The sequence below is a fragment of the Oleiphilus sp. HI0066 genome, assembly GCF_001635725.1.
In genome coordinates this window covers 1-25,125 of the sequence record NZ_LWFH01001478.1, presented here as the reverse complement: position 1 = coordinate 25,125, position 25,125 = coordinate 1, and the positions used below count along the sequence as shown (strand labels likewise).

Annotated in this window: 23 protein-coding genes; 14 read left to right on the top strand and 9 right to left on the bottom strand. The window is 44.4% G+C overall.

What is annotated here, in order from left to right; translation table 11 throughout:
- The first annotated feature begins 306 nt into the window (after nucleotides 1-306).
- From A3738_RS32130 to A3738_RS22930, 6 genes are read left to right on the top strand one after another with little or no spacing between them, the layout of a single operon-like run.
- The gene (locus tag A3738_RS32130; protein WP_231876739.1) at nucleotides 307-603 is read left to right on the top strand and encodes a serine O-acetyltransferase; all 297 of its coding nucleotides are present in this window, start codon (nucleotides 307-309) and stop codon (nucleotides 601-603) included.
- A gap of 4 nt (nucleotides 604-607) precedes the next feature.
- Nucleotides 608-1,702, top strand: a complete 1,095-nt coding sequence (locus tag A3738_RS22950) for a glycosyltransferase family 4 protein (RefSeq protein WP_068480764.1) — start codon at nucleotides 608-610, stop codon at nucleotides 1,700-1,702.
- Between the two features lie 60 nt (nucleotides 1,703-1,762).
- The gene (locus A3738_RS22945) at nucleotides 1,763-3,199 is read left to right on the top strand and encodes a capsule assembly Wzi family protein (protein ID WP_068480767.1); all 1,437 of its coding nucleotides are present in this window, start codon (nucleotides 1,763-1,765) and stop codon (nucleotides 3,197-3,199) included.
- A complete protein-coding gene (locus A3738_RS31425; RefSeq protein ID WP_068480770.1) occupies nucleotides 3,199-3,750 on the top strand; it encodes a hypothetical protein in 552 nt (183 codons plus the stop codon). The genes A3738_RS22945 and A3738_RS31425 overlap by 1 nt, the downstream gene beginning before the upstream one ends.
- A 10-nt stretch (nucleotides 3,751-3,760) precedes the next feature.
- The gene (locus A3738_RS22935) at nucleotides 3,761-4,858 is read left to right on the top strand and encodes a glycosyltransferase family 4 protein (RefSeq protein ID WP_068480773.1); all 1,098 of its coding nucleotides are present in this window, start codon (nucleotides 3,761-3,763) and stop codon (nucleotides 4,856-4,858) included.
- Nucleotides 4,859-4,865: 7 nt separating this feature from the next.
- Nucleotides 4,866-5,300, top strand: coding sequence for a PaaI family thioesterase (locus A3738_RS22930; RefSeq protein ID WP_068500566.1), 435 nt, complete (start codon nucleotides 4,866-4,868; stop codon nucleotides 5,298-5,300).
- On the opposite strand, the gene A3738_RS22925 is transcribed toward A3738_RS22930, so the two are convergent.
- The 8 genes from A3738_RS22925 to A3738_RS22890 form a co-directional block, all read right to left on the bottom strand.
- A complete protein-coding gene (locus tag A3738_RS22925) occupies nucleotides 5,291-6,016 on the bottom strand; it encodes a sulfite exporter TauE/SafE family protein (protein WP_068480779.1) in 726 nt (241 codons plus the stop codon). The genes A3738_RS22930 and A3738_RS22925 overlap by 10 nt on opposite strands.
- A gap of 6 nt (nucleotides 6,017-6,022) precedes the next feature.
- Nucleotides 6,023-7,096, bottom strand: a complete 1,074-nt coding sequence (locus A3738_RS22920) for a glycosyltransferase family 9 protein (protein ID WP_068480782.1) — start codon at nucleotides 7,094-7,096, stop codon at nucleotides 6,023-6,025.
- Complete coding sequence (hldE, locus tag A3738_RS22915) at nucleotides 7,086-8,552, bottom strand: bifunctional D-glycero-beta-D-manno-heptose-7-phosphate kinase/D-glycero-beta-D-manno-heptose 1-phosphate adenylyltransferase HldE (protein ID WP_068480785.1); 1,467 nt, start codon at nucleotides 8,550-8,552, stop codon at nucleotides 7,086-7,088. Before hldE ends, A3738_RS22920 begins: the two co-directional genes overlap by 11 nt.
- A 98-nt stretch (nucleotides 8,553-8,650) precedes the next feature.
- Nucleotides 8,651-11,551 carry a S8 family peptidase gene (locus tag A3738_RS22910; protein WP_068480788.1) on the bottom strand — a complete coding sequence of 967 codons (2,901 nt, stop codon included), beginning with the start codon at nucleotides 11,549-11,551 and terminating at the stop codon, nucleotides 8,651-8,653.
- A gap of 124 nt (nucleotides 11,552-11,675) precedes the next feature.
- The gene (locus A3738_RS22905) at nucleotides 11,676-12,791 is read right to left on the bottom strand and encodes a hypothetical protein (protein WP_068500569.1); all 1,116 of its coding nucleotides are present in this window, start codon (nucleotides 12,789-12,791) and stop codon (nucleotides 11,676-11,678) included.
- Between the two features lie 65 nt (nucleotides 12,792-12,856).
- Nucleotides 12,857-13,969, bottom strand: coding sequence for a hypothetical protein (locus A3738_RS22900; protein ID WP_068480794.1), 1,113 nt, complete (start codon nucleotides 13,967-13,969; stop codon nucleotides 12,857-12,859).
- 154 nt (nucleotides 13,970-14,123) lie between these two features.
- Nucleotides 14,124-15,185, bottom strand: coding sequence for an AraC family transcriptional regulator (locus A3738_RS22895; protein WP_068474916.1), 1,062 nt, complete (start codon nucleotides 15,183-15,185; stop codon nucleotides 14,124-14,126).
- Between the two features lie 152 nt (nucleotides 15,186-15,337).
- Nucleotides 15,338-16,654, bottom strand: a complete 1,317-nt coding sequence (locus A3738_RS22890) for a sphingomyelin phosphodiesterase (RefSeq protein WP_068474924.1) — start codon at nucleotides 16,652-16,654, stop codon at nucleotides 15,338-15,340.
- 275 nt (nucleotides 16,655-16,929) lie between these two features.
- On the opposite strand from A3738_RS22890, the gene A3738_RS22885 reads away from it, so the two are divergent.
- Nucleotides 16,930-17,883: a glutathione S-transferase family protein gene (locus A3738_RS22885; protein ID WP_068474912.1), complete on the top strand. Its 954-nt coding sequence runs from the start codon at nucleotides 16,930-16,932 to the stop codon at nucleotides 17,881-17,883.
- Between the two features lie 71 nt (nucleotides 17,884-17,954).
- On the opposite strand, the gene A3738_RS22880 is transcribed toward A3738_RS22885, so the two are convergent.
- Nucleotides 17,955-19,598 (bottom strand): electron transfer flavoprotein-ubiquinone oxidoreductase, encoded by a 1,644-nt coding sequence (locus A3738_RS22880; RefSeq protein ID WP_068474908.1) that lies wholly within the window; start codon nucleotides 19,596-19,598, stop codon nucleotides 17,955-17,957.
- 454 nt (nucleotides 19,599-20,052) lie between these two features.
- Here A3738_RS22880 and A3738_RS22875 point away from each other — a divergent pair, with 454 nt between their 5' ends.
- The 7 genes from A3738_RS22875 to A3738_RS22845 form a co-directional block, all read left to right on the top strand.
- A complete protein-coding gene (locus A3738_RS22875; RefSeq protein WP_068474922.1) occupies nucleotides 20,053-20,802 on the top strand; it encodes an electron transfer flavoprotein subunit beta/FixA family protein in 750 nt (249 codons plus the stop codon).
- Nucleotides 20,803-21,732 carry an electron transfer flavoprotein subunit alpha/FixB family protein gene (locus A3738_RS22870; RefSeq protein ID WP_068474906.1) on the top strand — a complete coding sequence of 310 codons (930 nt, stop codon included), beginning with the start codon at nucleotides 20,803-20,805 and terminating at the stop codon, nucleotides 21,730-21,732.
- A 110-nt stretch (nucleotides 21,733-21,842) separates the two neighbouring features.
- Nucleotides 21,843-22,385: a hypothetical protein gene (locus A3738_RS22865; protein WP_156502853.1), complete on the top strand. Its 543-nt coding sequence runs from the start codon at nucleotides 21,843-21,845 to the stop codon at nucleotides 22,383-22,385.
- Between the two features lie 81 nt (nucleotides 22,386-22,466).
- Nucleotides 22,467-22,712: a hypothetical protein gene (locus A3738_RS22860; RefSeq protein ID WP_068474900.1), complete on the top strand. Its 246-nt coding sequence runs from the start codon at nucleotides 22,467-22,469 to the stop codon at nucleotides 22,710-22,712.
- A gap of 77 nt (nucleotides 22,713-22,789) precedes the next feature.
- Nucleotides 22,790-23,476, top strand: a complete 687-nt coding sequence (locus A3738_RS22855; RefSeq protein WP_068474897.1) for a hypothetical protein — start codon at nucleotides 22,790-22,792, stop codon at nucleotides 23,474-23,476.
- Nucleotides 23,473-24,612, top strand: a complete 1,140-nt coding sequence (locus A3738_RS22850; RefSeq protein ID WP_068474894.1) for an autotransporter outer membrane beta-barrel domain-containing protein — start codon at nucleotides 23,473-23,475, stop codon at nucleotides 24,610-24,612. The genes A3738_RS22855 and A3738_RS22850 overlap by 4 nt, the downstream gene beginning before the upstream one ends.
- 92 nt (nucleotides 24,613-24,704) lie before the next feature.
- The coding region (locus A3738_RS22845) for a bile acid:sodium symporter family protein (protein WP_197473972.1) at nucleotides 24,705-25,125 on the top strand (421 nt) is incomplete at its 3' end.

Genomic DNA, 25,125 nt, shown 5'->3' with positions numbered 1-25,125 from the left:
TGAGGCGTATGTCGGCAGCGGAAACATGTAACCAGCTTCTAAAACGATTTAAGTATAGTGTGCTCTTACATCAAAATATAAATGCTCTTACTAAGTTATTTTGAAGTGAATATATCGTAGGTAACCAGATAAAATATGATTTTGAAATTGCTAATTAAGCTGGTTGGTACGAATCAGCCGCAGAAAAAGTTTCAGCTAGAGTGCCGGTTGATGTTTGCCTTTGTTGGGAAATTTAAATTCTGTAGAAAGTTTTTTCAGCGGCGTATTTATTACAAATATCACTGTGAAGTAAGCCATGAGGCGAACGTGCCGGCCTCAACACAATTTGTTCACCCTGTAGGAGTAATTATTGGTTCTCAGGCAATGTTGGAAGAGAACGTTACGGTTTATCAAGGGGTCACTATTGGAGCAAATTTACGAGGCGATAATTCAATGCCTCGGATTGGTAGAGGTTCGACCCTTTGCGCTGGAGCGAAGTTAATTGGTGGAATTAATATAGGTAAAGGTGTGATTGTGGGGGCGAATTCAGTGGTCACTAAAGATGTTCCGGACGGCTCAATCGTTGTAGGGGTAAACCGAATCGTTGGTCAAAACAAGGCTTAATTAGTTGAAAATCCTAATTATCTCATCCTATACAGATACATGGAACTCTGTTCGTCCCGAGGCTGAAATTTTCATCGGCTTAGTCAAGCTCGGTGTTGATGTGACATTAATGACCGAAGGCGATGCGGAGTATGTTTCCCGATTTGAAGAGAATGGCGTAAAAGTCATCGATTTTCATCCGAAGAAAAAGCTTGAATGGTCCGCAATTCGGCGTATTCGTTCTGAGTTAAAACAGGGTGGGTATGATGCTCTGTACATGTTCAATAATAAGGCTATTACGAACGGTTTATTCGCGGCAATAGGCTTGCCCGTAAAGACGATTAGTTATCGTGGTCAGACGGGTAATATTTATTGGTATGACCCCACGAGTTATTTGACTCATTTACATCCGCGCTTAGATGCGATCATTTGTGTGGCAAATGCGGTAAGGGATGACTTACATTTACAATCTCGTTTACCGAAAGAGAATATCGTCACTGTCTATAAAGGGCATTCGCTGGACTGGTATCAGGATCAACCTGCTGATTTGAGTGAGTTTGGCATTCCATCGGATGGCTTTGTGGTTGGTTGTGTTGCCAATGATCGGCCTCGAAAGGGGTTGCCGGTATTGCTTGAGGCTTCTAAGTTGCTTCCACAAGACAAGGATATTTATTTCTTGTTAGTGGGCAATGGTATGGATAGTGATCATATTCAAGCGCTCATTCAAGAAAGCCCAATGGCTGAACGTATAAAAGTAGCAGGACATCGAAAAGATGCACCGGCTTTAATAGCCGCGTGTAATGTATCTGTATTACCTTCTATTAAGCGCGAAGGTCTTCCTAAAACTGTGATTGAAGCGATGGCATACGGCACAGCAGTTATTGTGTCTGCTACCGGAGGAAGTGCAGAATTAATCGTTGATGGTGAGAGCGGTATTCGGGTTGAACCTGGTGATGTGAACGCTATTTCATCTGGGATTATAACCCTTGAAGAAGACCGAGAGCTATGTGCACGGATGGGCGAAGCAGGCAAGAATAGAATTCTTACGCACTTTAGCACGGAGAAATCTGCCTTAGATACTTTGGAATTTTTGAATAAGTTAGTTGTTACAAAGCGCTAGCGTTAAATGAAAAAAACTGAAACACTAACTTTATAAAAATAATTGTTCATGAGAATACGGATGCTCAGTCGCTTGGATCGCGTTTTACTTACGAGTGCTATTTTGACCGCACTTTTATTTAGCTCTTTTAGTCGAGCAAGTGGTGTATCTCCTTACCTCCCATTGCACATGTCTCCTGAAGCTGAGCGTCAAATAGAGCGTTTACTGGTTTTATCAGGCACCCCAGTGTTAACGAGACCTATTCCTGCAGCTCTGGTGCACAAGGCCGTTAAAGAATACTGTCAACAAACGAGCGCTCTTTGTCGACAGGTGCGTTCATACTTAAAACGCTTTGCTCAGACTGACGGTTTTACCTATGCAAATTTAAATCTGAGGCTGGCAAGTGACAAGCGTGCTCCGATAGCAAATCAACGTGGTGAGTCTACCGATAATGTTGCTAGTATCAATGCTCAGTTGTATGTGCGAATGAGTCCCCACTGGTATGCATTCTTAGGTGGTGAGCGACGCGAAGATGGCGAGTCGCTTGAGGGAACATATTCAAGTTTTGGTTGGGACTGGATGCAGTTAGATGTGGGTTACAGGCCGCATTGGTTGAGTCCGTTTCAGCACGGTGCAATGTTATTTAGTAGTAACGCGGAGACCACACCTTCGTTAACACTCTCAAGCCCGATGCCTATTGGAAGCTGGGGATTTCGTTATGAAATGTTTGCCACTCGCTTGAGTCGCTCAGACAATATCGCTTATCAAGGTGGTAAGGTGTCCGGAAATCCTTGTGCGATTGGTATGCACTTGGGGATAAATCCAGTTCGAAATATATCTTTTGGAGTAAATAGGGTCATGATGTACGGCGGTGGTGCGAGAGGAAAGTGCCATGAGCCTAAAGATTTATTCAAAGCGTTTTTTGATCCAAGTTCTGCAGACAATGCAGGTAATAATCTTTCCAAAGATGATGAGTTTGGAAATCAAAGTGCTTCTTTTACCTCTCGAATCAATGTCACAGGTAGAGTACCTTTTAGCTTATATTTTGAATACGCGGGTGAAGATACATCCGTCAATAAATTTTATCGTTTGGGTAATGCGGCTTTGATGGGGGGGGCTTACTTTCCCGCCCTGTTCAGTGATCTGGATCTTACGATTGAGCATGCTGAATGGCAGAATGGATGGTATGTCCACCATATTTATCAAGACGGAAGTGTGTCGGGCGGTAACATAATTGGCCATGCCGCTGCAGATCAAAGAGAGTCTGGCGATGGAGTAGGAGGGAGAGCAACAACCTTGTCCTCAAGTTGGCAGTACCATGCTGGACGAATGTTATACATGCAAGTTCAATCAATCCAACAAGCGTCTTATTCAAACCAGAATTATGATCATGCCCTCGATGTTTTGATACGACATTCTTTTGCCGCCAAGGAAGCGCTTTGGGGCATAGAGGGGCGTTCCGGGAAGAATGTATGGGGTGATGATTATTATTCGATTGGAGCATTTACGCGATGGTGATGTACGGACTAATTAGCTTTGTGTTGCTGCTGTTTTCACCTGTACTTTACTCTATGGATGAGTTCACTTATTCCTTGAATGCGGGTGGAGCCTCAAGTCAGGTAAAGATCTTGCTCAATGGAGGTGATAATGCGCCTGCAAGCACAAGCGATTGGGATGCGGCCTTGCTGTTAGGAGCCTCTGTACATGGTGTTTACGAAGAAGACCATCATCTAGGCTTAGCTTTTCAATTCACGCAGGCTGATGGTGATAACTTATATTCATTCCGTCCGTTGGACTATAAATATCAGGTAGTCGACGACATTTATATCAAGAGTTTTTTTGGTTTTGCTCGCTATGACCAGACTACGCCTGCACATGGTTATATTCTTGGTTTGGGATTGGAGTGGATGTTTCTTTCAGATGTAAGTTTCAGTACTGAATTTGCCTATGGCGATAAGGTGGCGCGTGATCGAGTTCTGGCGAGTGATCCTCCATCTTTGCAGTCATCGTCTCCAGAGATTTTTTACGATATATATATCGGAAGCTTTTATTTGTCTTGGTACTTTTAGTGTACGGTCTATGAAAGTAGCTATTATTCAAAAAGACTTAAAAAATCTAAGATCAGGTGTATCTAGGCTTGTTCGGTCAGAGCTAGAGGCTTTAGATCGGGCTGGAATTCAAAGTATTGTCGTTTCGGAAAAAGTGAATCCCGTTGTGCACGCCTCCACAATGGCGAGAGTGAAGAAAACAATTCGTTGGCCTCTAAAGGGATTTTTTAGGCGAGCTTTTTTTAAGTTTCAAGCAGGGCTTTGGATAAAAAATCTTAAACCAGATGTTAGTGTTGGTCACGGCGATATCGCTGATGTTGATATTTGTTTTATTCATAATTGCGTGCACTTGGAACACGAAGTTATCCAGGGGAAGGCTCTACCTGAGAGAAATGATGTGGGTAAATTGTATACTCAAGTTCTCAGTGCTAGTCAGTTTAAAACGATAGTGTGTAACTCAGAAATGATGAAGCAAGATCTTACAAATAGGTTTGCTCTTCAAGGAAAAAATATTGAAGTATTGTACCCAGGATGCGACCCCGATCATGTCTTGTCCTGTGATACGAACGTTCGAGATAATCTCAATATCGAAGAAGAAGCTTTCGTTATTGGATTGATCACGTCCGGAAATTTTAAAAAACGTAATGTCGATTTTTTTCTTGAATTTACTAAGTCTCTTCAGTTCGATCATCCCTTACACATTGTGGTTGCGGGAAATGGCAAACGCTCGGCTTATACGGAGTTGATAAACTCTCATCCTCATGCAGTTCATTTTTTACCATCAACAGATTGTGTCGCTAATTATTACAGTATGTTAGATGTATTCGTTCTTCCTGCTCATATTGAAGAGTTTGGTATGAGCGCATTAGAAGCAATGACATGTTCTAAGCCGGTTGTATTGCACAAAATGGTTGGTGCGAGTGAAATACTGGAGGGTGAATCTCTTCGCTTCTCACTGCCTAGCTTAAATAAAGATGTTTGGGTCTCATCTGTCCAAGACTTGTTAGATGATCAAGCGTTACGCAATAGAGTAGCTAGGCAAAATCAAGAAACTTCCCTCAAATACACTGCGAAAGAACAGAACAAAAAGTTTATTGCGCTAGTTCAAGCTGCTTACCAAGAGTCCTAATATCAACATGACAAAACAAGAACACTACGCCGCACTCTGCAACATGTATCGTGCAGCGCCAATCAATAGCTTTTACCCTCCTCGCATCGAGATCCAAGAGGGCAAATGTACGATCGAAATTGATCTCAAGCCTGAGTATTGTCATTCTGCTGGTGGCACGCATGGTTCGGTTTACTTTAAGATTTTAGACGATTCAGCATTCTTTGCGGCAAATTCATATGAAGATGAAGTGTTTGTGCTTACGACGTCTTTCACGACCTATATCACGCGTCCTGTTTCTGAGGGAATCATGCGTGCGGAAGGCAAGGTTGTGAACATGAATCGAACGCAGTTTATTGTTGAGTCCATAGCCTATGATTCAGAGAATCGAGAGATTGCACGAGGTAATGGTATCTTTGTAAGAGGAAAATTTCCTCTCGAGAAAGCATTAGGCTATTCATAAAGTAACGCGCCAATAAAAGCGATAAGTGCTGCGATCGAGCATAAGCTAAGCAGCAATGGTCTGAATCGATTGTTGTCATCGATGTATGGCCTCGCTTTTACCCCAAGTACGAAACCTAATAGGCATACCGGCAAAAAACTAAGACTTTCTATTAGTAGCTGCTGATTTAATACGCCGATATAGGCGTAGGAAATCATGCTGATTGTGCAGCTATAACCAAAATATATCGACAGGTTTGCGCGTATGTTTTGAGGCTTTCCGTGCTGCATGACTAAGGCCATAGGCGGTCCACCAATGGACGTCGTCGTTCCCATTATTCCACTGATAAATGCTGCAAGCCCCATTCGTCTTGGGGTGTAATCAAACTGCTTGCCATAGTAAGAAATGATTACCGCCGCAAAAACGCATCCGGCGACAAACAGTTGAAGGGCAAAAATATCGAGTTGAAGTAGTAACCATGCACCTAATATCGTACCGGGGATTCTTGTAATAAAAGGCAGCGCTAAGGCGCGATATTCGATGTATTCGCGCTGATTCCAGGTGTTGAGAACGCTCAAGAATAGCGCGCATAAGGTGAGTGCCACGGGAACCCATAAAGGGTTAAGGATGACAATAATAGGTGCGGCAATCACAGCCATTCCAAAGCCCAATGCAGTCTGAATCCAGCATCCGACAAATAAGCTCAGTGCAGCAAGCAGCCAAATCCACAAATCCATACTTGCTTAACCTTTAGCGCAAAGTAGGGCGTCGATTTTTTGTAAAACCATTTGAGTACTGATGTCTGCCATCAGATCAATGCCTTTAACTCTAAGGCCCCATTTTAGTTGGTCGGCGCCTTTTCCTTGTTGAAGCATCAATTGTTCGTGATATTGCTCTGCAACAAAATCTAGGCTGTTATATGGCCCTGTTCGCGCAGGATTGGAATGTGCATATAAACCAACACATGGTCGACCTGCTGCATTAGCCATATGCAAAGGTCCTGTGTCGGGTGCGAGAACAAACAAGGCTTTGCTTAATAATGCATAGAGTTGTTTTAATGACGTTTTTCCCACAAGGTCGATTACATCAACGCGAGTAAGCGCCATGATGTCTCGAGCTAGTTCGTAGTCGAGTTCTGAAGGGCCGCCGCACAGTATGGTTTTTATACCCTTGCGCTCAAGGCTATGAATCACCTCAGTATAACGATCAGGTAGCCAGCAGCGTTCTCGCTTGCTTGCAGCGGGGCAAATAATGGCGGTAGGTTGTGAGGGTAGAATATAGTTGTATGCGAATTGCTTATCTTCATCACTCACCGCGATATTCCAGCGAGGAGGGTAGCAATCCTCTTCCGAAGCTCCTAGGGTCATGGCGAAGCTTAAGAAACTATCTAGTACGTGTTGACGAGCATCCTTTGGGTTTAATCTAGGTATCCGCTCATTAACGACAAGCGAATGCCCTTCTTTGGCCCGTTTAAAGTCATACCCTATTTTTCGTTTTGCAGGAATCAGATGCGCTAAGCGGTTTGCACGCATTGCCACTTGCATTTGTAACAAAACATCAAACCGACGACCGCTAAGAGTTTGTTTTAAGTCCTTAATCGCAGTTGAACCGCGACGTTTATCGAAAACGATAAACTCAATGCCGGGCAGGTCATGAACGAGTTGATGCTCTAGCTTGCCGATAATCCACGTAATGTGGCTCGCAGGATATGCTCGCTGAACAGCCTGCACGGCTGCAACAGCGTTACAAACATCGCCTAGTGCAGAGAGCCTAAGAACGCAAACTGACTTTGGCGCGTCTTGCTGACTATTGGTCATCGTGTTGTTGGATTTTTTCGATGATGCGTGTGGTTGAGCAACCGTCTACAAAATCAATGACAGCAACCTGCCCGCCGTTTTTTTGGACGATATCTGCGCCTACGATCGTGTCGATGGTGTAATCACCACCTTTCGCCAATACATCCGGCATAACTGTTTCGATAAGGTAGAAAGGTGTGTCGTCGTATTGATCGCCTTTCACCTCTCCAAAAGGAAGGACCCAGTCGACGCTTGCGAGTCCGCCGATCACCGTAGCGCGTTCTTCATAACCATTCACGGGGCGTGTTTCACCTTTTAAGCGTTTAACGGATTCGTCTGAGTTTAATCCCAGTACAAGTCTATCGCCTAATGCTCGCGCTTTTTCTAAATAGCGTACATGCCCTGCATGAAGAATATCGAAGCAGCCGTTGGTGAATACAATTTTTTCGCCAGCAAGTTTGGCAAGCTCTATGTGACGCAATGTCTCTTCGTAAGTTTCGGTCTCGCGGGTTCCTCGATGTTCAAAGAACACACGATTTGCGATTTGGTAAAGCTCTTCAGGAGAAACTGTTTCGGCACCCAGTTTAGCCACGACGACTCCGGCTGCTAAATTCGCTATCTGCGCCGCATCTTCAAGAGGGGTGCCTGCCGCCATCATTAAGGCCAAGGTGCCGATGACTGTGTCGCCTGCACCGGTTACGTCAGCGACTTCAAGTACACGGGTTGGCATGTCATGTTTTGAGGAGGGTGTGATGACCGACATACCTTGCTCGCTGCGAGTCAGAAGGATGGCATCGAGATCGCATTTTGCCATCAGTGCTTTCGCTGAAGCGTGAATGCTCTCTTCGCTGTCGGTTTGACCTCCAGCAGCAATAAATTCTTTCAGGTTTGGCGTGATGACGTGTGCGCCACGGTAGACCGATAAATCTGAAGACTTTGGATCGACTAAGATTGTTTTGCCACGTTTGCGTGCTTCATGAATCATTTCTCCGACATAGCGTAAAGAGCCCTTGTTGTAGTCGGAAAAAATAACGAAATCATAGTTATCGATCTGAGCTATAAATTGTTCTTTCAAGGTTTGCGCATGCGCATCTGCAAAAAGCTCTTCGAAATCAAGACGCACCACTTGTTGATGGCGACTGATGACACGAAGCTTGGTGATTGTTGGCTGTTGATCTTGACGAATAAGTGCGGAGCTTACTTTGTCTGTTGCGAGCATGGCTTCAAGACGATCGGCGTTTTCATCATTGCCAATTAGCCCCATTAAACTAACTTGCCCGTTCAAATGCGCAATGTTGCGTGCCACGTTTGCCGCGCCGCCAATTCTGTCTTCAAGATTGTTGATTTTAACAACAGGAACCGGAGCTTCTGGAGAGATTCTTTGCGAGTCTCCTTGCCAGTAGCGATCAAGCATTACGTCGCCAACAACAAGAATATTCAGGTCAGAAAGGTGGTCTAAAACGGAAATATCAAACATTAAATGGTGCAGCCAAGCTATGCGTCAGAGGAATGAATTAACAACGCAATAGCTTAGCTTAAATGAGTAAAACCTTACAGCTTTGATGTTTGATCTATCTATTCTTCAATGTTTGCTGCTTTTGTTCTTGAAATAGCTGCATTCATTGAGTCGGCAGTTAAATTAACGTTATTCAGCAGGTGAACAGCAAATTCGATGTTATTGATATCTGTGTCCTGTATTGTTAGTTCTGTTGGGGCTGTGTGAGCTGGGTATGCCCCGCATATTTCAGCGAATTCACAAATAGTATAGTTACTATCAATATCACTTCCTCCTAACAGGTTGTAGTTACCTGGAGGCACATTCAGTAATTCAAATTGATAGACGCCATCGGTTACTTTTTCTGCCATGACTGTTTGTTCAACTAGACCAAATAACGAACTAAAAAGAACCACGTATACCGGAGGTGCATCGTCAACGGAGAGATTAAGCGGCTCGATAGATAATGTAACTGTGAGAGAAATAGATGAGCCCTTACTTTCAGTAAATATGATTTCAGCCTCGTATTGTCCTTCAGTTAAGCCCAAGGCATCTGCAGAAATTGCATAAGAACCGAAACCGTTTGAATCGGTATTTAAGTCAGATATGTACAACCAAGAACCGTCATTACCAGTAATGGAAATATCCGAAATGTTAGATTCGCTGCCTTGGTTGAACAATGAGACTTGTGAGAATAGCTGATAGCTTGTTAGCTCGATAGATGAGTTTGTTAATACTAATTTCGGTTTTAATGTTTTTTCTAGTTCTTTAACCAAGCTTTGCGCTGCTGTGACCGCTTTTCTAGCATCTATTTGGCCGGCGCCGAAATAAAACGCATCACCGTTGCCGTTGTTAAGGCCTTCGTTACTGGTGAGTTTTCCGTCTCTAAGTAGGATGTCGAAATCTGCAGGGCTTAGCTCAGGGTAAGCTGATTTCATGAGTGCAGCGACACCTGCTACATGTGGTGCTGCCATAGACGTGCCTTGTGAGTATTCATAACCAGAGCTGAGAATACCTGTATCAAAATCTTCATCGACAAACGTGCTTAATATCTTTGTGTTATTGCTCGTGCTGTCAGAATCGGAAGCTCCGCCAGGGGCGACTAGGTCTAACGTCGGTCCAAAGTTAGAATAGGATGCGAGCTTGTATTCTTGAGTAAAAGAATCGAATGGCTCGAGAGCTCCAACAGAGACGACGCCGTCATAGGATGCTGGGTACTCTGGTGTAGTAACGCCCTCATTTCTTTCTGTCGAGTAGTTATATTCACCATTACCTGCAGCAGCAATAATGATCACTCCTGCATTTCGTGCATAGTTGATATTGTCTTGAAATATTTGTGAGTATGGAGCACCGCCTATACTCATGTTTATGATATCGGCTCTTTGGTCGGGTAATTGTCCACTATCGTTAGATAATCCGGCAGCAAATCTTACGCTCTGAATAATGTCATACATAGCTCCGCCTCCTTTGCCTAAGGCGCGCATAGGCATTATTTTAGCGCCCCAAGAAACACCCGCTACTCCTGTATCGTTATTAGTATTAGCAGCTATTGTTCCTGCAACGTGGGTTCCATGCCATGACGAGCTCCCATCGTCATAAACTTGATCACCTGGGTCATTGGGGTCATCGTCCGGTCCATCTCCATCAAGTGAAGCCTCTTGATCAATAATGAAGTCGTAACCGGGTACGAATTTCCCGACAAGATCTTCGTGGCTAAGCCATACGCCAGTATCTATTACTGCAACAATCACGTCAGAAGAAAAACCTGTCTCAAGATCCCATGCTTGCTCTAGATTAATTTGAGGGTAGTGCCACTGTTTGTTGTAGGCTGAATCTATCGGGGTGGCAAAGTTAGTTACACGATAGTTAGGTTCTGCAAGCGCAATATCTGCACGTTGCTTTAACTCTTTTATTCGCTTCAAGGTTTGCCTTAATGCGTACGAGTTTGGCTGATACTGCTGTAAGAAATTATCTAATTGATCGGATGACTCAAATGAGGCAGTTCTAACTTGTTGTTCCTCGAAATTAAATTTGGCGAGCGCCGTTCGTGTGTAGTCAAAGTGATTAACACTTGATGCGATCGATGCTGCAGAAGTACGCGTGTTCAAGTTAACGCGTTGCTGCACGATTGCTTGATTAGGGATGATGTTTTCTGTTGCTCCAAAAATCCGGGAGCCACCAGAAGGGGCTGCAAAATTAAGAGTGTAACGTACCGCGCCTTCAACGGCCTCGACCACAACATAGTAAGTGCCGTTAGATGAGACGGTAACTAAATCTATTTGATCCTTTATATTGCTAGAACGGCCGACTAGCTGAAAGTTTTCATCATAAAGTTCAAGGTCTGCATCAGAAAGGCTGTCCTTGTAGCCTATTGATTTCAGACTAATTAATTGATCCTTTTCTAAACTAACTTTTAAAAAATCTATTCGATCAGGGAAGTTTGAGTAATTACCGTTGGGCGCGTCAAAAGAGCTGCGTGATACGAAGCCTTGAAAGGGTAAATCACTACTAATTTCTTGCGCTCTTTCAAAGAAATTATTGTTTGCTGTGTCGGTGTTTATGTCGTTAATATCAGCGTCAGTTTGAAAAGCGGTTTGTAGATAAATCGTGCCGCGTACAGAAGCAAGTTGCTCACAGCTAAGGCGTATGTCGAGAGGTGCTGAGCCGACAGTTGCTGGGCCGTTATTGAATAATTGACACTCGGTATCGAACGGGAAAGGTTCTTCAATGTTGACGACGAAGGTGTCGCCATCACTTACTAAATATTCAAATGCAAATTGCCCATCACGAGAGATGACCGTTTCTTCTGTTGGTGTGCCATTCACATAGAGGCTAAGAGCAACGTCTTCTCGTATTCCTTCTGAAGTCACCGTGATGCGTTGATCAGCGTCAGATCCGACGATGTTTGAGCTAGAAGAGCCGCCGCCACAAGCGGTCAAACCGAGAGAAAACAGAACGAATAGAAGAGTCTTTTTATCCATTTTTATACAACTTAACGGCCTTGTATCGCTTCGACTAAAAGCGAGAGATTTTTATTGTTACTTTGTGTTAACAGAGTAAATTTCTCATTTAGTGAAGTCAACGAATCGAGGCTGTTCCATGCGACTAAGGCTTAAGGCTGTCGACTGGTTCTTGTTGTTCGCGATAAGTTTGTCCAGAAAATTGGTCGAGTGTATAGCCGTAAGTGTAAATATTGGTTTTTGAAATAGGCATGCGAAGCATCGGTACACCGGCTTGTGCAAGTTCAACGCTGTAGATGTTGTAAGGGCCGGGTTCTCCAGCGTCACGGATCATCAAACCAAAATATTCTAAGGGTATCCAATGTCTGCCCGGCTTTAAGGTCTCAGAAAATTGGCTGCTACCAATCGGGTCATTGGTGTTGCTATAGAGTGCGGCTCGAACGTAGTAGCGCGCATTTTCTTCAACGTTTACTTCTAATTCGACTAATAAACTGCCTGTATCAGTAATTCGGTCGCGGTGCTCACCGGTCAGGCTGATGACGGGTGGAGAGATTACGAAACTCACCGATTCTGAGAGTTGGTCAATGTCACTCACGATAATGGCTTTGTATATCCCTGAAGGCCATAAGCTCGTTTGCTCCTCTGAAATAGTGAGGTAATACGTACCGTCTTGTTGGCGTGCCTGAAGATTTTCGATGAGAATGTTTTGCTGTTCACTAAAGTACACTTGCGCCATGATTTTGCTGCTCAAGCCTTGTAGCTCAACACTATCGATGCGTGAGAACAATGTCAGCGCTTGACCTTGATTGATGTATTTTTTATCGGTCCATGCAGTGATGGATGTGCGCATGTCTTCGCTTTCTGTCGTGCGTTGATGCGTTTCGTAAGTCATGGTCACTGGGTCGCGTTCCAATCGATCAACACGAACATTGCTGCTTGGGTAGCGTGTGAAGGAGGCATGGTCTTTTAAGACGGCTTGATGCAAAGCGGTTTTATTCTTGATGGCTCTTATTTGTTCAATACCTGAAATAGGGGTCACGGATATTTGATCTTGTTGAGAGCCTGTTACAGGTTTGAGGGTTAATGTCTGTACTTTTGCTGCTTGGCTTGTAGCAGGCTGATTGATAGGTGTGTGCTGTTCGGTAAAGGCTTTTTGAGGTTTGCTGTCGAGATCTGGGGTTTGTTGTGCATGATCAAAATACGCAAGCATTGCTAAAGCGATTAGAGGTGGGATGCTTAATAAAACGATGTTGCGTTGCATGGCTCGGTACTTCTTTGTAGATTGAAAAGGAGGGCATGGCCCTCCTTGTTATGGCGCTGTATTGATTACAAGCAAGAGTTGATTCGACCCGCCATACTGCGGCCATTTCCGCAGGTAATGCCGTCTTCGATATTTGTGTAATCAGGGTATTTGATCGCAGCGTTACGCTCAGCATCATGGTCAGTGTAAACACTTGCCATGTTGTAAGTACGCGGCGTGCCTTTGTTTGCATCGTTACAACGATACGTTGGGCTACCGTAACTAATACCGAAGATCTTTTTGTAGTCGTTCAGATCGCTTTCTACATAACGCTTACCAGAACCAGAACAGCTCATTTGAGATGCAAGGTTGATGTAGCCATCATCTTCACCCGTGATTAAGCCAGACGAAGCGCCTTCAAGGCCTGGGAAGCCCTTATAACCACCCATCACGTAGATTGGTGCGCCTAGGTTAGAACCGATGTAGCTCTTCACAGCATAAGAGTCGAATGTTTGTAACCACTCTACGCTAGCATTACAGTCTTGGCCTAGGAATGCGAAGTTGATAATACTATCAAGCCAGTTGCCATTACATACGCGGTCAGCACCTTCGGTTCCACCGATTGCTCCACCAAGTGTGAATATGCCTGCCAGACCTGACATCGCAGCGTCGAAATTTACAGACACACCACCTGAAGGTGTGTAGGCCGTGTTGTAGTTTGGAGAGCCCGCTAGTGCGTTGCCCGCAATGTACATCATTTCCGTTGCGCCTTGGCTGTGGCTAACTACCCAGAAAGTGTCATTGGCAGCACATTGTGTGTTCGCTTCAGGGTGAATGTAGCCATCGCCATTACCTTGGCGAATTGCAATGATTTGACGTGCAATTTCACCTGCCGCTTCATCGCGCCACCATTGATAGCCCGCTTCGTCTGTAGAGTTGTAGCCGACAATTGCGTAGTTATCTGTTGAACCAGCAATAAGCTCGGTGATCGCGCTGTTTCCAGCATACTCGCTAAAGTTGTAGTTGCTCCAATAATCTAAAGCAGGTTGGTTTGTGCCGCTTTTGAATGAGCCGTCTGTTCCATGGCCGTGAACCATGATGTAGCAGTTGTCAGCCGCTGCTTGGCTTGCGCCAAAAGCAAGTGCTGAACCGAAAAAGAGTCGTGCGAGAAACCCAGGTTTCTTGGTTTTAGTTTCCATAATCAGGCCTTTAGTTCGTCTATATTGTTTTTATTGTGCATCCTGCTTCGGCAATGTTTGCCGATTTACTGCCCAGTTGTTCCTAGGATGCGATTATTCAACGAGATGGCAATAAGTGCTATGACAGAAAAGGACAGATGCATGGCTCTAGAGGTCAAGATTTTTGATGTTGCTGAAGTTGGTATTCTTTTGGTGAGGCGCTTTCCCAGCGTTTAAACGCACGACTAAATGAACTCGCGTCGTTATAGCCAAGAAGAATCGCTATTTCTTGAATAGTTTGTTTGTTTGAACTGAGAAGCTTTTTGGCAATGTCGTGTCTTTCTTGATCAACGATTGTTTGAAAGCTAAAGCCTTGAGCTTGTAGGTGTCGACGTAAACTTCTTGAAGACATACAGAGTTGAGCTGAGATATGTTCTAGGCTAACCATGCTCAGCGCGTTTTTCTGGATAAGTGCGCGCGTTCTAGAAACTGTATCGCTTGGTGCAATGTGCTCCATTTGAGTTTTGACTGTTTTATCGTTTTCTTCTGCGAGTATTGGGTTTGAGAAAACAAGTTTTCTCTCTAACAATGGTTTTGGAAGAAGAACACGGTTTTTCTCTTGGTTGAAGCGTACGGTCTCCGAAAAATATTTGCCGTAGTAGGCGCTCTTTGAAGGTTCTGGATAACTAAATTCGAAGATAAGAGGGACGGATTTTTCACCTAAGCAATAGCAGCCAAACGAGTAGAGAATCGCGTAGAGATATTCGATATAAAACGGCAGGGTGGCACCAAAATCGATATGTGGTGTGATGCTGAATTCGCCCCAGCGTTCGTTGGCCTCAAAGTTGAGGCTAAACTGATTTGTCCATAGCTTGTAATAGTCGCTCAGCAAATGCATTGCTTCGCCGGCTGTGTCACAACTCATTACGCGGCTTGCGAGTAGGCTGTCATTATTAATGAAGTCTTGCACGCCAAGCTGAGCTCCAAAGCTCATATCGGGCGCGTGCTTGATGGCATTCAATAATAGTCTTTGATGTTGGAACGCATCAATTGAAATGTCTCTATGGATAAGGTGGTGCTGCTCAATACCGGTGCCTTCAAGTAATTTAGGCAAATCGACGCCTTGCATGATTAAAAACTTAATCATGGGTTTTAGCTGTTGAATGTTCAGAGAGAGCGCTTCTGCTTTTTGTTTTACGAAGCCTTTCTGATCTTCAATGTTGCATACTAAAGACATAGATCGACGATAACATTGCTATTTTTGTTTGAGCTCAAACGGTAACTCAAAAGTGCTGGTTACAATATTAATAATGCTCAGATAGAAAATTAGGTCACAAAAAAAGCGAACCAATTGGTTCGCTTTGTAAGGGTATAACAGAATCTTGCTTGTTATGGGTAGACAAACTCACCTTTAACAGGGAAGTGGTCTGATAAGTCCCAACGACCCCAGTGCTCAGATTCTATGCTACGAGGAAGTAGCAATGTGTTGCTAGAGCTGATTGGCGTAACGTGTTCATTTGAGTAAAGCACGTAGTCTAAGTACTCGTCATATTGATCATCTGCATACACGTTAATAGAGCCACCGTACGAGTAAGGGTAGTTTTCAAGTGCTGTTGGCTCTGTCGCATCTAGAACCGCCATCAAATCATCACGCTCCTGCGGGAAGTTTACCTTGTCGACATTAAAGTCGCCGGCATAGATAACAGGCTCATTCGCAGGGATGTGCTTGCTGTCTTTGAATGCTTTCAGTTCTGCTAGATGCTCAAAACGATTCGCAATGTCTTCAGGTGTTGTATAGGCGCGAACGTGCGTACCGAACAAGTTGTACGTTTTGCCAAACTTATTGATTTTTGCGTAAACCGCACCTTTTGATGCAAGGCAGTCTTCGCGGATACATGCTTGATAAACAATGTTGTCTTCTACTTCGATTGGCCACTTAGATGCGATAAATATACCGCCGTTTAGAATGCGGCCAAGCTCGAAAGGAATCTCAGTCAGGTAAGGGTATTCACCTTTGATGTGATCGCGGAAGTAGTTTGATGACGCTAGATCATGTGCTTCTTGGAATACGATCGCGTCGTAACCTGGTACTACCATGTGTGCGATTGAGTGGAAGCGATCGTAGGTGTTTTCAGCAGTAATACCTGGTAGTAGACCCCAAATGTTGTAGGTCAATACGTTGAAGCTGTTTGCATTGGCTTCATCTCGAACCTGTTGTTCAAGGTTTGGTTGGATGATGTAATGAAAATCATCGCCTGAAGCGCGTGCGTAGCTTGCTTTGTATGCGAGCGTTGCATCTTGGCCATCAAAGCTGATGTGCTGTTTGTAGATGTCTCGGTCATCCTTCCAGTTGTCATAATTTGCGCTGTGCTTGATGTTACTAAAGGTCATTGTGCCTTTTAGTTTTTGTTGCAATACAACGCTAGAACTCTGACCTTGTACGGTTGTTGTAAACCAGTACTTTTTGCCCCATTTGATGCCTTGGTCGCGATTAAAGCGCAAGAATTTTACTGTGCTCATTGGTGGTACGCTGTGAGCAAGTTGCTCCCATTCGTTGCCGTGGGTGATGTTGTTATGGCCAGTTTGCACTGTGCTAATGCTCAAAGGTTCGGTCGTGCTGTTTGTCAGATATATATATGACTCAGCAAACGCATTGCTGCCAAATGCCATACTGAATAGCAAAGCTAAGGTCAGGTTTTTTTTCATGTGATACTCGTCCGTTAAATTGGGTTTACTGCTGTTCTTCTTGTTATGAGGGCGCGACTTTAACAGCCTGTCGATGACAATTTGGCGACAAAAATCAATAAACAGAATTTTGGCAGTAAAAGAATGTAAATTGGCCTTTTTTGTCACGTTTTTGGTGTTCATGTGGTGATTGTTCAAAACAATTGTTCGAATCAAACAAAATAATTGCACTGCATAGCTGGTTGTTTGCGTACTAAAATTTCGTGCTAATTTTGGATTGAAGTAGGAGTAAGTGAATGGGCTTGTTGGTCGATGGAGTATGGCGTGATGAGTGGTATGACACTAAGAGTTCTTATGGAGAGTTTATTCGTACTGATGCGCAATTCCGTTCTTGGATCAGTGCGGATGCTTCAACTGGGTTTCAAGCAGAGTCAGGGCGCTATCATTTGTTTGTTTCGCTTGCATGTCCTTGGGCGCACAGAACGCTTGTCTTTCGTGCTTTGAAAGGCTTGGAAGATGTTATTTCTGTTTCGATAGTAAAGCCTGAGATGTTATCTCAGGGCTGGGAGTTTCAAGGTGGCGATCTTCCAGACGGCATGAATGGATTGACATATATGCATCAAGTTTATACTTCAGTTCAACCTAATTACTCTGGTCGTGTCACTGTTCCGGTGCTCTATGATAAGAAATCTCGGCAGATTGTCAGTAACGAGTCCTCAGAAATTATTCGAATGCTCAATACGGCTTTTAATGATTTTGCTTCTGATGATGTGGATTACTATCCGGAGTCTAAGCGACAAATCATCGATGAACTAAATGCAGATGTGTACGAGAATATTAATAACGGTGTGTATAAAACTGGATTTGCGACCACACAAGCAGCCTATGAGAAAAACTTCGAAGCCTTGTTTGAGGCTTTAGGTCGTATGGAGGTGCGCTTGTCTGAATCTCGGTATTTGGCTGGTGATACCTTAACCGAAGCAGACTGGCGTTTATTTACCACGCTTGTGCGTTTTGATGCGGTCTATGTTGGTCACTTTAAGTGTAACTTAAAGCGTATTGAGGATTACCCTAATTTATCGAACTACTTGCGAGAGCTATATCAAATAATGGGAATTGCTGAAACAGTCGACTTTGAGCATATTAAGACGCATTACTATTATAGCCATGACATGATTAACCCGACTCGCATTGTGCCGATGGGGCCAGATTTAGCTTTGGAGCGAGCGCATGATCGTGACCGGTTTTAAGGTGTGAGTTATCAAAATAAAAAAGCCCGCGAAAGCGGGCTTTTTGTTTGCGTTTAACTATAAAAACGTTCTTACATGTTTGGATAGTTTGGACCACCGCCGCCTTCAGGTGTTACCCAGGTAATGTTCTGAGCAGGGTCTTTGATATCACATGTTTTACAGTGCACACAGTTTTGAGAATTGATCTGGAAGCGTTTTTCGCCGCTCTCGTCTTCAACAATCTCGTATACGCCTGCAGGGCAGTAGCGTTGCGCTGGCTCATCATATTTTGGCAAGTTTTGCGCAAGAGGGATGCTCCCATCAGCTAGCTTCAAGTGGCATGGCTGGTGCTCTGCATGGTTTACGTTACCGATGAATACGGAGTCAAGTTTAGCGAAGCTAAGCTTGCCGTCAGGCTTAGGGTAATCGATCTTTTTGCTTTCAGAAGCAGGCTTCAATGTGGCGTAATCAGGAGTAGTGTCGCGCAACGTGAATGGAAGCTTCATAATGTTGTGGTGAATGAAGTTGAACGCGCCGCCGCCAATCATGCCAAATTTGTGCATAGCTGGACCGAAATTACGGCTGTTGTATAGGTCTTCATATACCCATGAGTCTTTGAATGCTGCCGAGAATTCAGTGATCTCGTCGTTTGCGCGCTCTGCCGCAATTGCTTTTACGACTTCTTCCGCTGCGATCATGCCGCTCTTCATTGCAGTGTGCGTACCCTTGATCTTAGAGAAGTCCAAAGTACCCGCGTCACAGCCAACGATCAAACCACCAGGGAATGTCATTTTAGGAAGTGCGTTAAAACCGCCTTTAGTAATTGCACGTGCGCCGTAAGAAACACGCTTACCACCTTCAAGGTGCTTGGCGAGCACTGGGTGGTGCTTCATGCGTTGGAACTCATCAAATGGGCTAACGTGAGGATTTGAGTAACTCAAGTCAGTGATCAGGCCAACAACAACCTGGTTGTTTTCGCCATGATAAAGGAAGAAACCGCCTGTCGAATTAGACTCGTTGAGTGGCCAGCCTGCGCCGTGAACAACAAGACCTTCTTGGTGTTGCTCAGCAGGGATGTCCCATAGTTCTTTGATGCCGATGCCGTAGTGTTGTGCATCGCTATCTTTATCTAGCTCGAACTTAGCAATCAACTCTTTACCTAAGTGGCCACGACAGCCTTCTGCAAAGATCGTGTATTTAGCACGTAGCTCCATGCCAGGCATGTAGCTCTCAGTTTGCTCGCCTTCTTCGTTTAGGCCCATATCGCCAGTGATGATGCCTTTTACAACATCGTCTTCAATGATTAGCTGAGCGGCAGGGAAGCCAGGGTAGACTTCAACTTCAAGTGCTTCAGCTTGCTCGCCTAACCAGCGTACAACGTTACCCAGGCTGACAATGTAGTTGCCATCGTTATGCATTGGCTTTGGAATCATCCAGTTCGGAGACTTGAAGCTCTTTTCTGCATTACTCAGCAGATATACTTCGTCTGCTTTAACAGGAACATTTAAAGGAGCACCCATTTCTTTATAGTCAGGGAATAGCTCTTTTAACGCGCGGTCTTCGATAACGGCCCCTGATAGTGTGTGTGCGCCGATTTCTGAGCCTTTTTCAACAACGCAGACAGTAAGTTCTTGGCCTGTTTCTTGTGCTAGTTGACGGATACGGCATGCTGCTGAAAGGCCAGCAGGACCACCACCCACGATGAGAACGTCAAACTCCATCGATTCTCTTTCCATGTTCGGTCTCCTGTTTTTCAAGGTAATTAAAGTTGTCGTTGGTGAGTCTTTACCGATATAGACTTTCTCGCACCACGATATTGCGCGCGATTATACATATAAAGGTATACGAGTGCATTAGTATTCTGGGTTATTTCAAACGATCGTTTGAATTTTATGCAAATTTAATGTCGTTACAAGTCCTGATTGGAAGTTGCTACGTAATAGGGTGTAGATACTGAAGCTTTATTAGTGAAACAAATGCCGGTCATCTAGCTTAATTTTTGCCCAAGTATTGACGCTTTTTTAATTAATCGGCAGTATTATGCGCTCCGCGAATTCGGGGCATGAAGCTTGGAGCTACATAAGTTATTGATTAACTTATGAAAAATAGCTTTTTCGCAGTATCTTGTGTGTGTGCTTGATTAAGGGCATTCGCACCATCAATTCATCAATTGTTAAGAATGAGGAATCTATGAAGGTTCTTGTCGCTGTCAAACGAGTTATTGACTACAACGTCAAAGTACGTGTTAAGGCCGACAATTCAGATGTCGATCTTACTAATATCAAAATGGCAATGAACCCATTTTGTGAAATCGCAGTTGAAGAAGCTGTTCGTCTTAAAGAGAAAGGAATCGCGAGCGAAATCGTTGTGGTTTCTATCGGTCCTAAAGTTGCTCAAGAGCAAATCCGTACAGCACTAGCATTAGGTGCAGACCGCGGTATCTTGGTTGAAACTGACGAACAAGTTCAATCTCTTCAAGCTGCTAAAATCTTGAAAGCGATTGTTGACGAAGAACAACCTCAGTTAGTTATTCTTGGTAAGCAGTCTATCGATTCAGACAACAACCAAACTGGTCAGATGCTAGCAGCACTTGCAGGCATGGGTCAGGGTACATTCGCATCAGAAGTTGTTGTTGAAGGTGATAAGGTTAACGTTACGCGTGAAGTTGACGGCGGTTTGATGACTGTTGGTCTTAATCTTCCTGCAGTAGTGACTACTGACTTGCGTTTGAACGAGCCACGTTACGCATCTCTTCCTAACATCATGAAGGCTAAGAAGAAGCCTCTCGATACTAAATCTCCAGCAGATTACGGTGTTGAGTTGAGCGCTAGCCTAACTACATTGAAAGTAGAAGAGCCAGCTAAACGTTCTGCGGGTATTAAAGTTGCAGACGTTGCAGAGCTTGTAGACAAACTTAAAAACGAAGCGAAGGTGATCTAAATGAGCATTTTAGTTATTGCAGATCATGATAATGGTAGCTTGAAGCCAGTTACTCTTAACGTTCTTGCTGCAGCAACAGCAATCGGTGGTGACATCGACGTATTGGTTGCGGGCGAAGGTTGTGGTGCAGCAGCAGAAGCTGCGTCAAAAGCGGCTGGCGTTGCTAAAGTATTGGTAGCTGATAACGCAGCTTACGGCCATCAGTTGGCTGAAAACCTTTCTCTATTGGTTGCTGACCTTGGTAAAGGTTACTCGCACGTTCTTACTTCTGCGGGCACAACTGGTAAGGACTTCCTTCCACGTGTTGCTGCACTTCTAGACGTTGCGCAAATCTCTGACATCATCAAAGTTGAGTCAGCTGATACGTTCGTTCGTCCAATCTATGCGGGTAACGCGATTGCGACAGTTCAATCTAGCGATGCGATCAAAGTAATCACTGTTCGTGGTACTGCGTTCGATCCAGTTGCTGCTGAAGGTGGTTCAGCTGCTGTTGAAGCGATTGACAACGTACAAGACGCTGGCATTTCTACTTTCGTAGGTCAAGAAATGGCTGAGTCTGATCGTCCAGAACTTACTGCTGCAGAGATCGTAATCTCTGGTGGTCGTGGTATGCAGAATGGCGACAACTTCGCAATGCTTGAGAAAGTTGCTGACAAGCTTGGCGCAGCAATGGGTGCATCGCGTGCAGCTGTTGACGCTGGCTTCGTACCTAACGACATGCAGGTTGGTCAAACAGGTAAGATCGTTGCCCCTAACCTATACATCGCTGTAGGTATTTCAGGTGCGATCCAACACTTGGCTGGTATGTCTGGTTCTAAAGTAATTGTTGCGATCAACAAAGACGAAGAAGCGCCTATCTTCCAGGTTGCTGACTACGGTCTTGTTGCTGATCTATTTGATGCGGTTCCAGAATTGGAAGCTGCCCTTTAATAGATAGCTGATCTCAAAAAACCGGCCCTTGAAAGAGCGCCGGTTTTTTTGTGCCTTTAAAAAAACGACTACTTTCTAACCCAGACCTTACATATGTTCAGAGAGTCGTTTTGAAGAGAGGAATAGGTGTTTTTTTATTATCTGTTGGGCAATCGGCCTTAGCTATTGAAGGCACGGCGTATAGCTCGACATCAGGATTGTTGACTAGTGTTTGGGGTACGTATGGCCAAGGCACTGTTGGTATTGATACGACGACTTATACCTTGTCGAGTGATTTTGCGCTCTTGTCAGATCGAAGTATTCAGTGGAATACAGGAAGCCGACCGCCACCCGTTGGTGAAACGGTTGGTACGCCGGCAGGAACTTACTTTAGAAATGTAATTATTCAAAGTGTGGGAGGTCAAAAGCATGCTCTCACTATCACTAACTCCGGCCCCGCCAGAAAATTGAGCGCCGAGAAACTATCGATTACAAATTCTCGTTTAGTACTTCGTGATGATGTCACATTCAACTTCCAGTCCCCGAGCGGCAGTTATAATGTAATTCTAGATAACAGTGATCTGATCTTTGACTGGACTTCTGCTGAGCCAAGTTTTTACGCGGATGCAAACAATAAGCTGATTTTTGATATTCGCGGCACTAGCCTTATTTAAGGTTTTACTCAGGCCAGTACGGCAGGTTGGGCACTTCAAGGTGATGAAATTAATCTCGCAGAAAACAGCTATTTAACCTTATTGGATTGGAATACGACGCTGAATGCTTTCGGTAGAGAAGAGTCCTTTACCATCAATGCTGCTAAAGGTAGTACCTTGCATATTCAGCGTCTTGATGCGGGTACTAGCGGGATCGTGCAGTCTAGTCAAAATCGCACTGATGTGAAGTTTCAGATCGACTTGAACGAAGCCGATTTCATTCTCGATAATGCGCCTTTAGATGTCGATACTGTGCTGGCGTCTGGATCGAATCTGGCTCAACCCTGACCAATACTCCAGATTTTACCTTAAGTAATGGTTCTAGATTCGAAATAGAAAACGGAGTAAATGTCGCCGAAGCACAGTTGAGCTTTGAGCAGGGTAGCAATTCCTTGCACAGTGCTGCGATAGGCGCAACGCCACTTAAGGGTATGTCATTTAAAGGCAATGCAACAATTACCGCGGATGATGCAGCGGGTTTCACCGGTTTAAATTCTTTTGGTGCACTTCCCGGCCTTGAAGTGACGATTGGTGAAGCAGGAGATGCGGCTAATACGGCTATTGGTTTTGGTGCGAACTCGTATTCGGTCATTGATGACGCGCTTATCAATGGTCATATTGATTTTAACACCCAGAGTTCTTCTACTTTCTTATTTCGTAATAACCCTAAGTTTTCACCAGGTGTTGGCTCCGGAGATATCGGTACGATTCGGTTTAACCTGAATGGTTCTGCTTTAGATAACAGCTTGGTGTCAGTCTTTGGTGATCCGTCATTGCAATTCAATTTGGAAGTTGGTGATGTTAGTAACGACAACGACAAGATCGAATTCAATGGGGGCGCTGTTATAGGCACGCACGATGTCGTGATTGCGCCAAAATCTAGTGCTTATACAGCTGATGACTTGGATGGAAATAGCTATGTGGTTGTTGAAGCCGATGCGGGCCAGGACTCGTCTACTTATACCGCAAGTTTAACTGCAACAATGCCGGCGGCAATTCAAGTTTCCGGAGTAAAGCAAGTGGTGCAACAGATACTTATACTGTTACTTTGACTAAAGATCTTAATAACATCACGACGCACTCCTCTCTGACTACGCGTAATCAGCAAGTCGCAGCGCAAAGTTTAGTGAATCAAGCGCCAACCAATACCGCAGTGAATAGCCAGCTGAATACAGTAACAAATGCACAGCTTGCACAGTTAACCAATGATTCTCATGCCGAGCCTGTTGCCTCGCATTTAACGGTTGGACTTGAGCAGGCTGAGATGATTATTAACAGCGTGTTTATGCGCAATGTTGAATTTGGTTTGTCGGAAGGACAGGAAAGCTTTGCACCTAACTTCTTAGGTGGCGATAGTGCGTCTAATCAGAATGTTTGGGCTGACGTATCTCGTGTCGATGGCAGTATTGATGCAAGCACAAACGAAGCAGGTTTTGAGTACGATCTGACTCAGATGACGCTTGGAGCGAACCTGCTCTCAACGCGTGATAGTTATGCTGGTGTCTACTTTAGTGTGGTCGATCAAACCATGGATGAGCATGACGCTCAGAGCATTAGTTTTTATACTTCGGGCTATCACTTTGAGGCTTACTGGAGTGGTCGGTTTGAGAATCAGATCGAGCTCGATGGTGTTATCGGCTATGGCATGAATGAGACGGACTCGGTTCGTAGTCTAACAACTGCACCGAAAGCTGAGGCGACCTTTGATTCGGATTTTGTCTATGTCGCCTTGCAGGTTGCCAAACCTATTTATAACTCTGAACTTGTGAATATCGCGCCTTTTGCTTCGATTAGTCACGTGAGAGCAAGTCAAAACGCCTATTCTGAGACCGGCGGTGCTGCCTTGGCGATGAGCGTAGACAAAAGCGATGCCGAGTCTTCATTAATGGGTTTGGGTCTGGCATTTGAAAAGTACCTTGATGATCACGAGGGTTTGAGCGCTAATGCAATATTGCGTTATGACCGTGATTTGAGTGCCGATAAAAGTGGCGATCACTCTGTTACTGTCACCTCAGGCGCTACCGGCACTTATACTGGTCAGAATCGCGGCGCGAATACTTGGATTGGCGGTTTGGCCCTTCGTTATCACTTTGCAGAGCAGCATGCCTTGGGAGGAGGGGTAAGCTATAGCAAATTTGATAATGGTGATGAGCACGGTTTTGGTTTGAACTACAGCTATCAATTTTAATTGATGATTGAAAACTGAATTCGAGTTGACATCGTTCTGTTAAACAAGCCATCTTGTGTGATGGCTTAACAATAACAACAGACGAGCTTTCCATGAATTCAACACCAATCCTTACGATTTTCCTTCCTGCTAGTCTCGGCATTATTATGCTTGGGCTGGGTTTGTCCTTAACGATTTCTGACTTTACCCGCATCTTTAAAATGCCAAAGCCGGTGCTAATAGGCTTATTTTGTCAGGCTATTATTTTGCCAATCGCATGCTTTGGTTTGGTCATCGCATTTGCTCTTCCTCCAGAATTGGCGGTTGGGCTAATGTTGCTCGCGGCATCCCCAGGGGGGACCAGTGCTAATTTATTTAGTCATCTTGCGCATGGCGATGTGGCTTTGAATGTGACGCTCACCGCCATTAACTCTGTTCTATGCATTGTTACGCTGCCAATCATTGTGAATTTGAGTTTGTTTTACTTCATGAGCGAGCAAGGTAGTGTCGGCTTACAATTCTCTAAGGTACTTC

Coding starts and splice junctions, on each gene's coding strand:
- A3738_RS22890 (WP_068474924.1), bottom strand. CDS start 16,654: ATGAAAAAAAACCTGACCTTAGCTTTGCTATTCAGTATGGCATTTGGC.
- A3738_RS22930 (WP_068500566.1), top strand. CDS start 4,866: ATGACAAAACAAGAACACTACGCCGCACTCTGCAACATGTATCGTGCA.
- A3738_RS31425 (WP_068480770.1), top strand. CDS start 3,199: ATGTACGGACTAATTAGCTTTGTGTTGCTGCTGTTTTCACCTGTACTT.
- A3738_RS22905 (WP_068500569.1), bottom strand. CDS start 12,791: ATGCAACGCAACATCGTTTTATTAAGCATCCCACCTCTAATCGCTTTA.
- A3738_RS22945 (WP_068480767.1), top strand. CDS start 1,763: ATGCTCAGTCGCTTGGATCGCGTTTTACTTACGAGTGCTATTTTGACC.
- A3738_RS22880 (WP_068474908.1), bottom strand. CDS start 19,598: ATGGAAAGAGAATCGATGGAGTTTGACGTTCTCATCGTGGGTGGTGGT.
- A3738_RS22935 (WP_068480773.1), top strand. CDS start 3,761: ATGAAAGTAGCTATTATTCAAAAAGACTTAAAAAATCTAAGATCAGGT.
- A3738_RS22925 (WP_068480779.1), bottom strand. CDS start 6,016: ATGGATTTGTGGATTTGGCTGCTTGCTGCACTGAGCTTATTTGTCGGA.
- A3738_RS22920 (WP_068480782.1), bottom strand. CDS start 7,096: ATGACCAATAGTCAGCAAGACGCGCCAAAGTCAGTTTGCGTTCTTAGG.
- A3738_RS22900 (WP_068480794.1), bottom strand. CDS start 13,969: ATGGAAACTAAAACCAAGAAACCTGGGTTTCTCGCACGACTCTTTTTC.
- A3738_RS22885 (WP_068474912.1), top strand. CDS start 16,930: ATGGGCTTGTTGGTCGATGGAGTATGGCGTGATGAGTGGTATGACACT.
- A3738_RS22870 (WP_068474906.1), top strand. CDS start 20,803: ATGAGCATTTTAGTTATTGCAGATCATGATAATGGTAGCTTGAAGCCA.
- A3738_RS22910 (WP_068480788.1), bottom strand. CDS start 11,551: ATGGATAAAAAGACTCTTCTATTCGTTCTGTTTTCTCTCGGTTTGACC.
- A3738_RS22875 (WP_068474922.1), top strand. CDS start 20,053: ATGAAGGTTCTTGTCGCTGTCAAACGAGTTATTGACTACAACGTCAAA.
- A3738_RS22895 (WP_068474916.1), bottom strand. CDS start 15,185: ATGTCTTTAGTATGCAACATTGAAGATCAGAAAGGCTTCGTAAAACAA.
- hldE (WP_068480785.1), bottom strand. CDS start 8,552: ATGTTTGATATTTCCGTTTTAGACCACCTTTCTGACCTGAATATTCTT.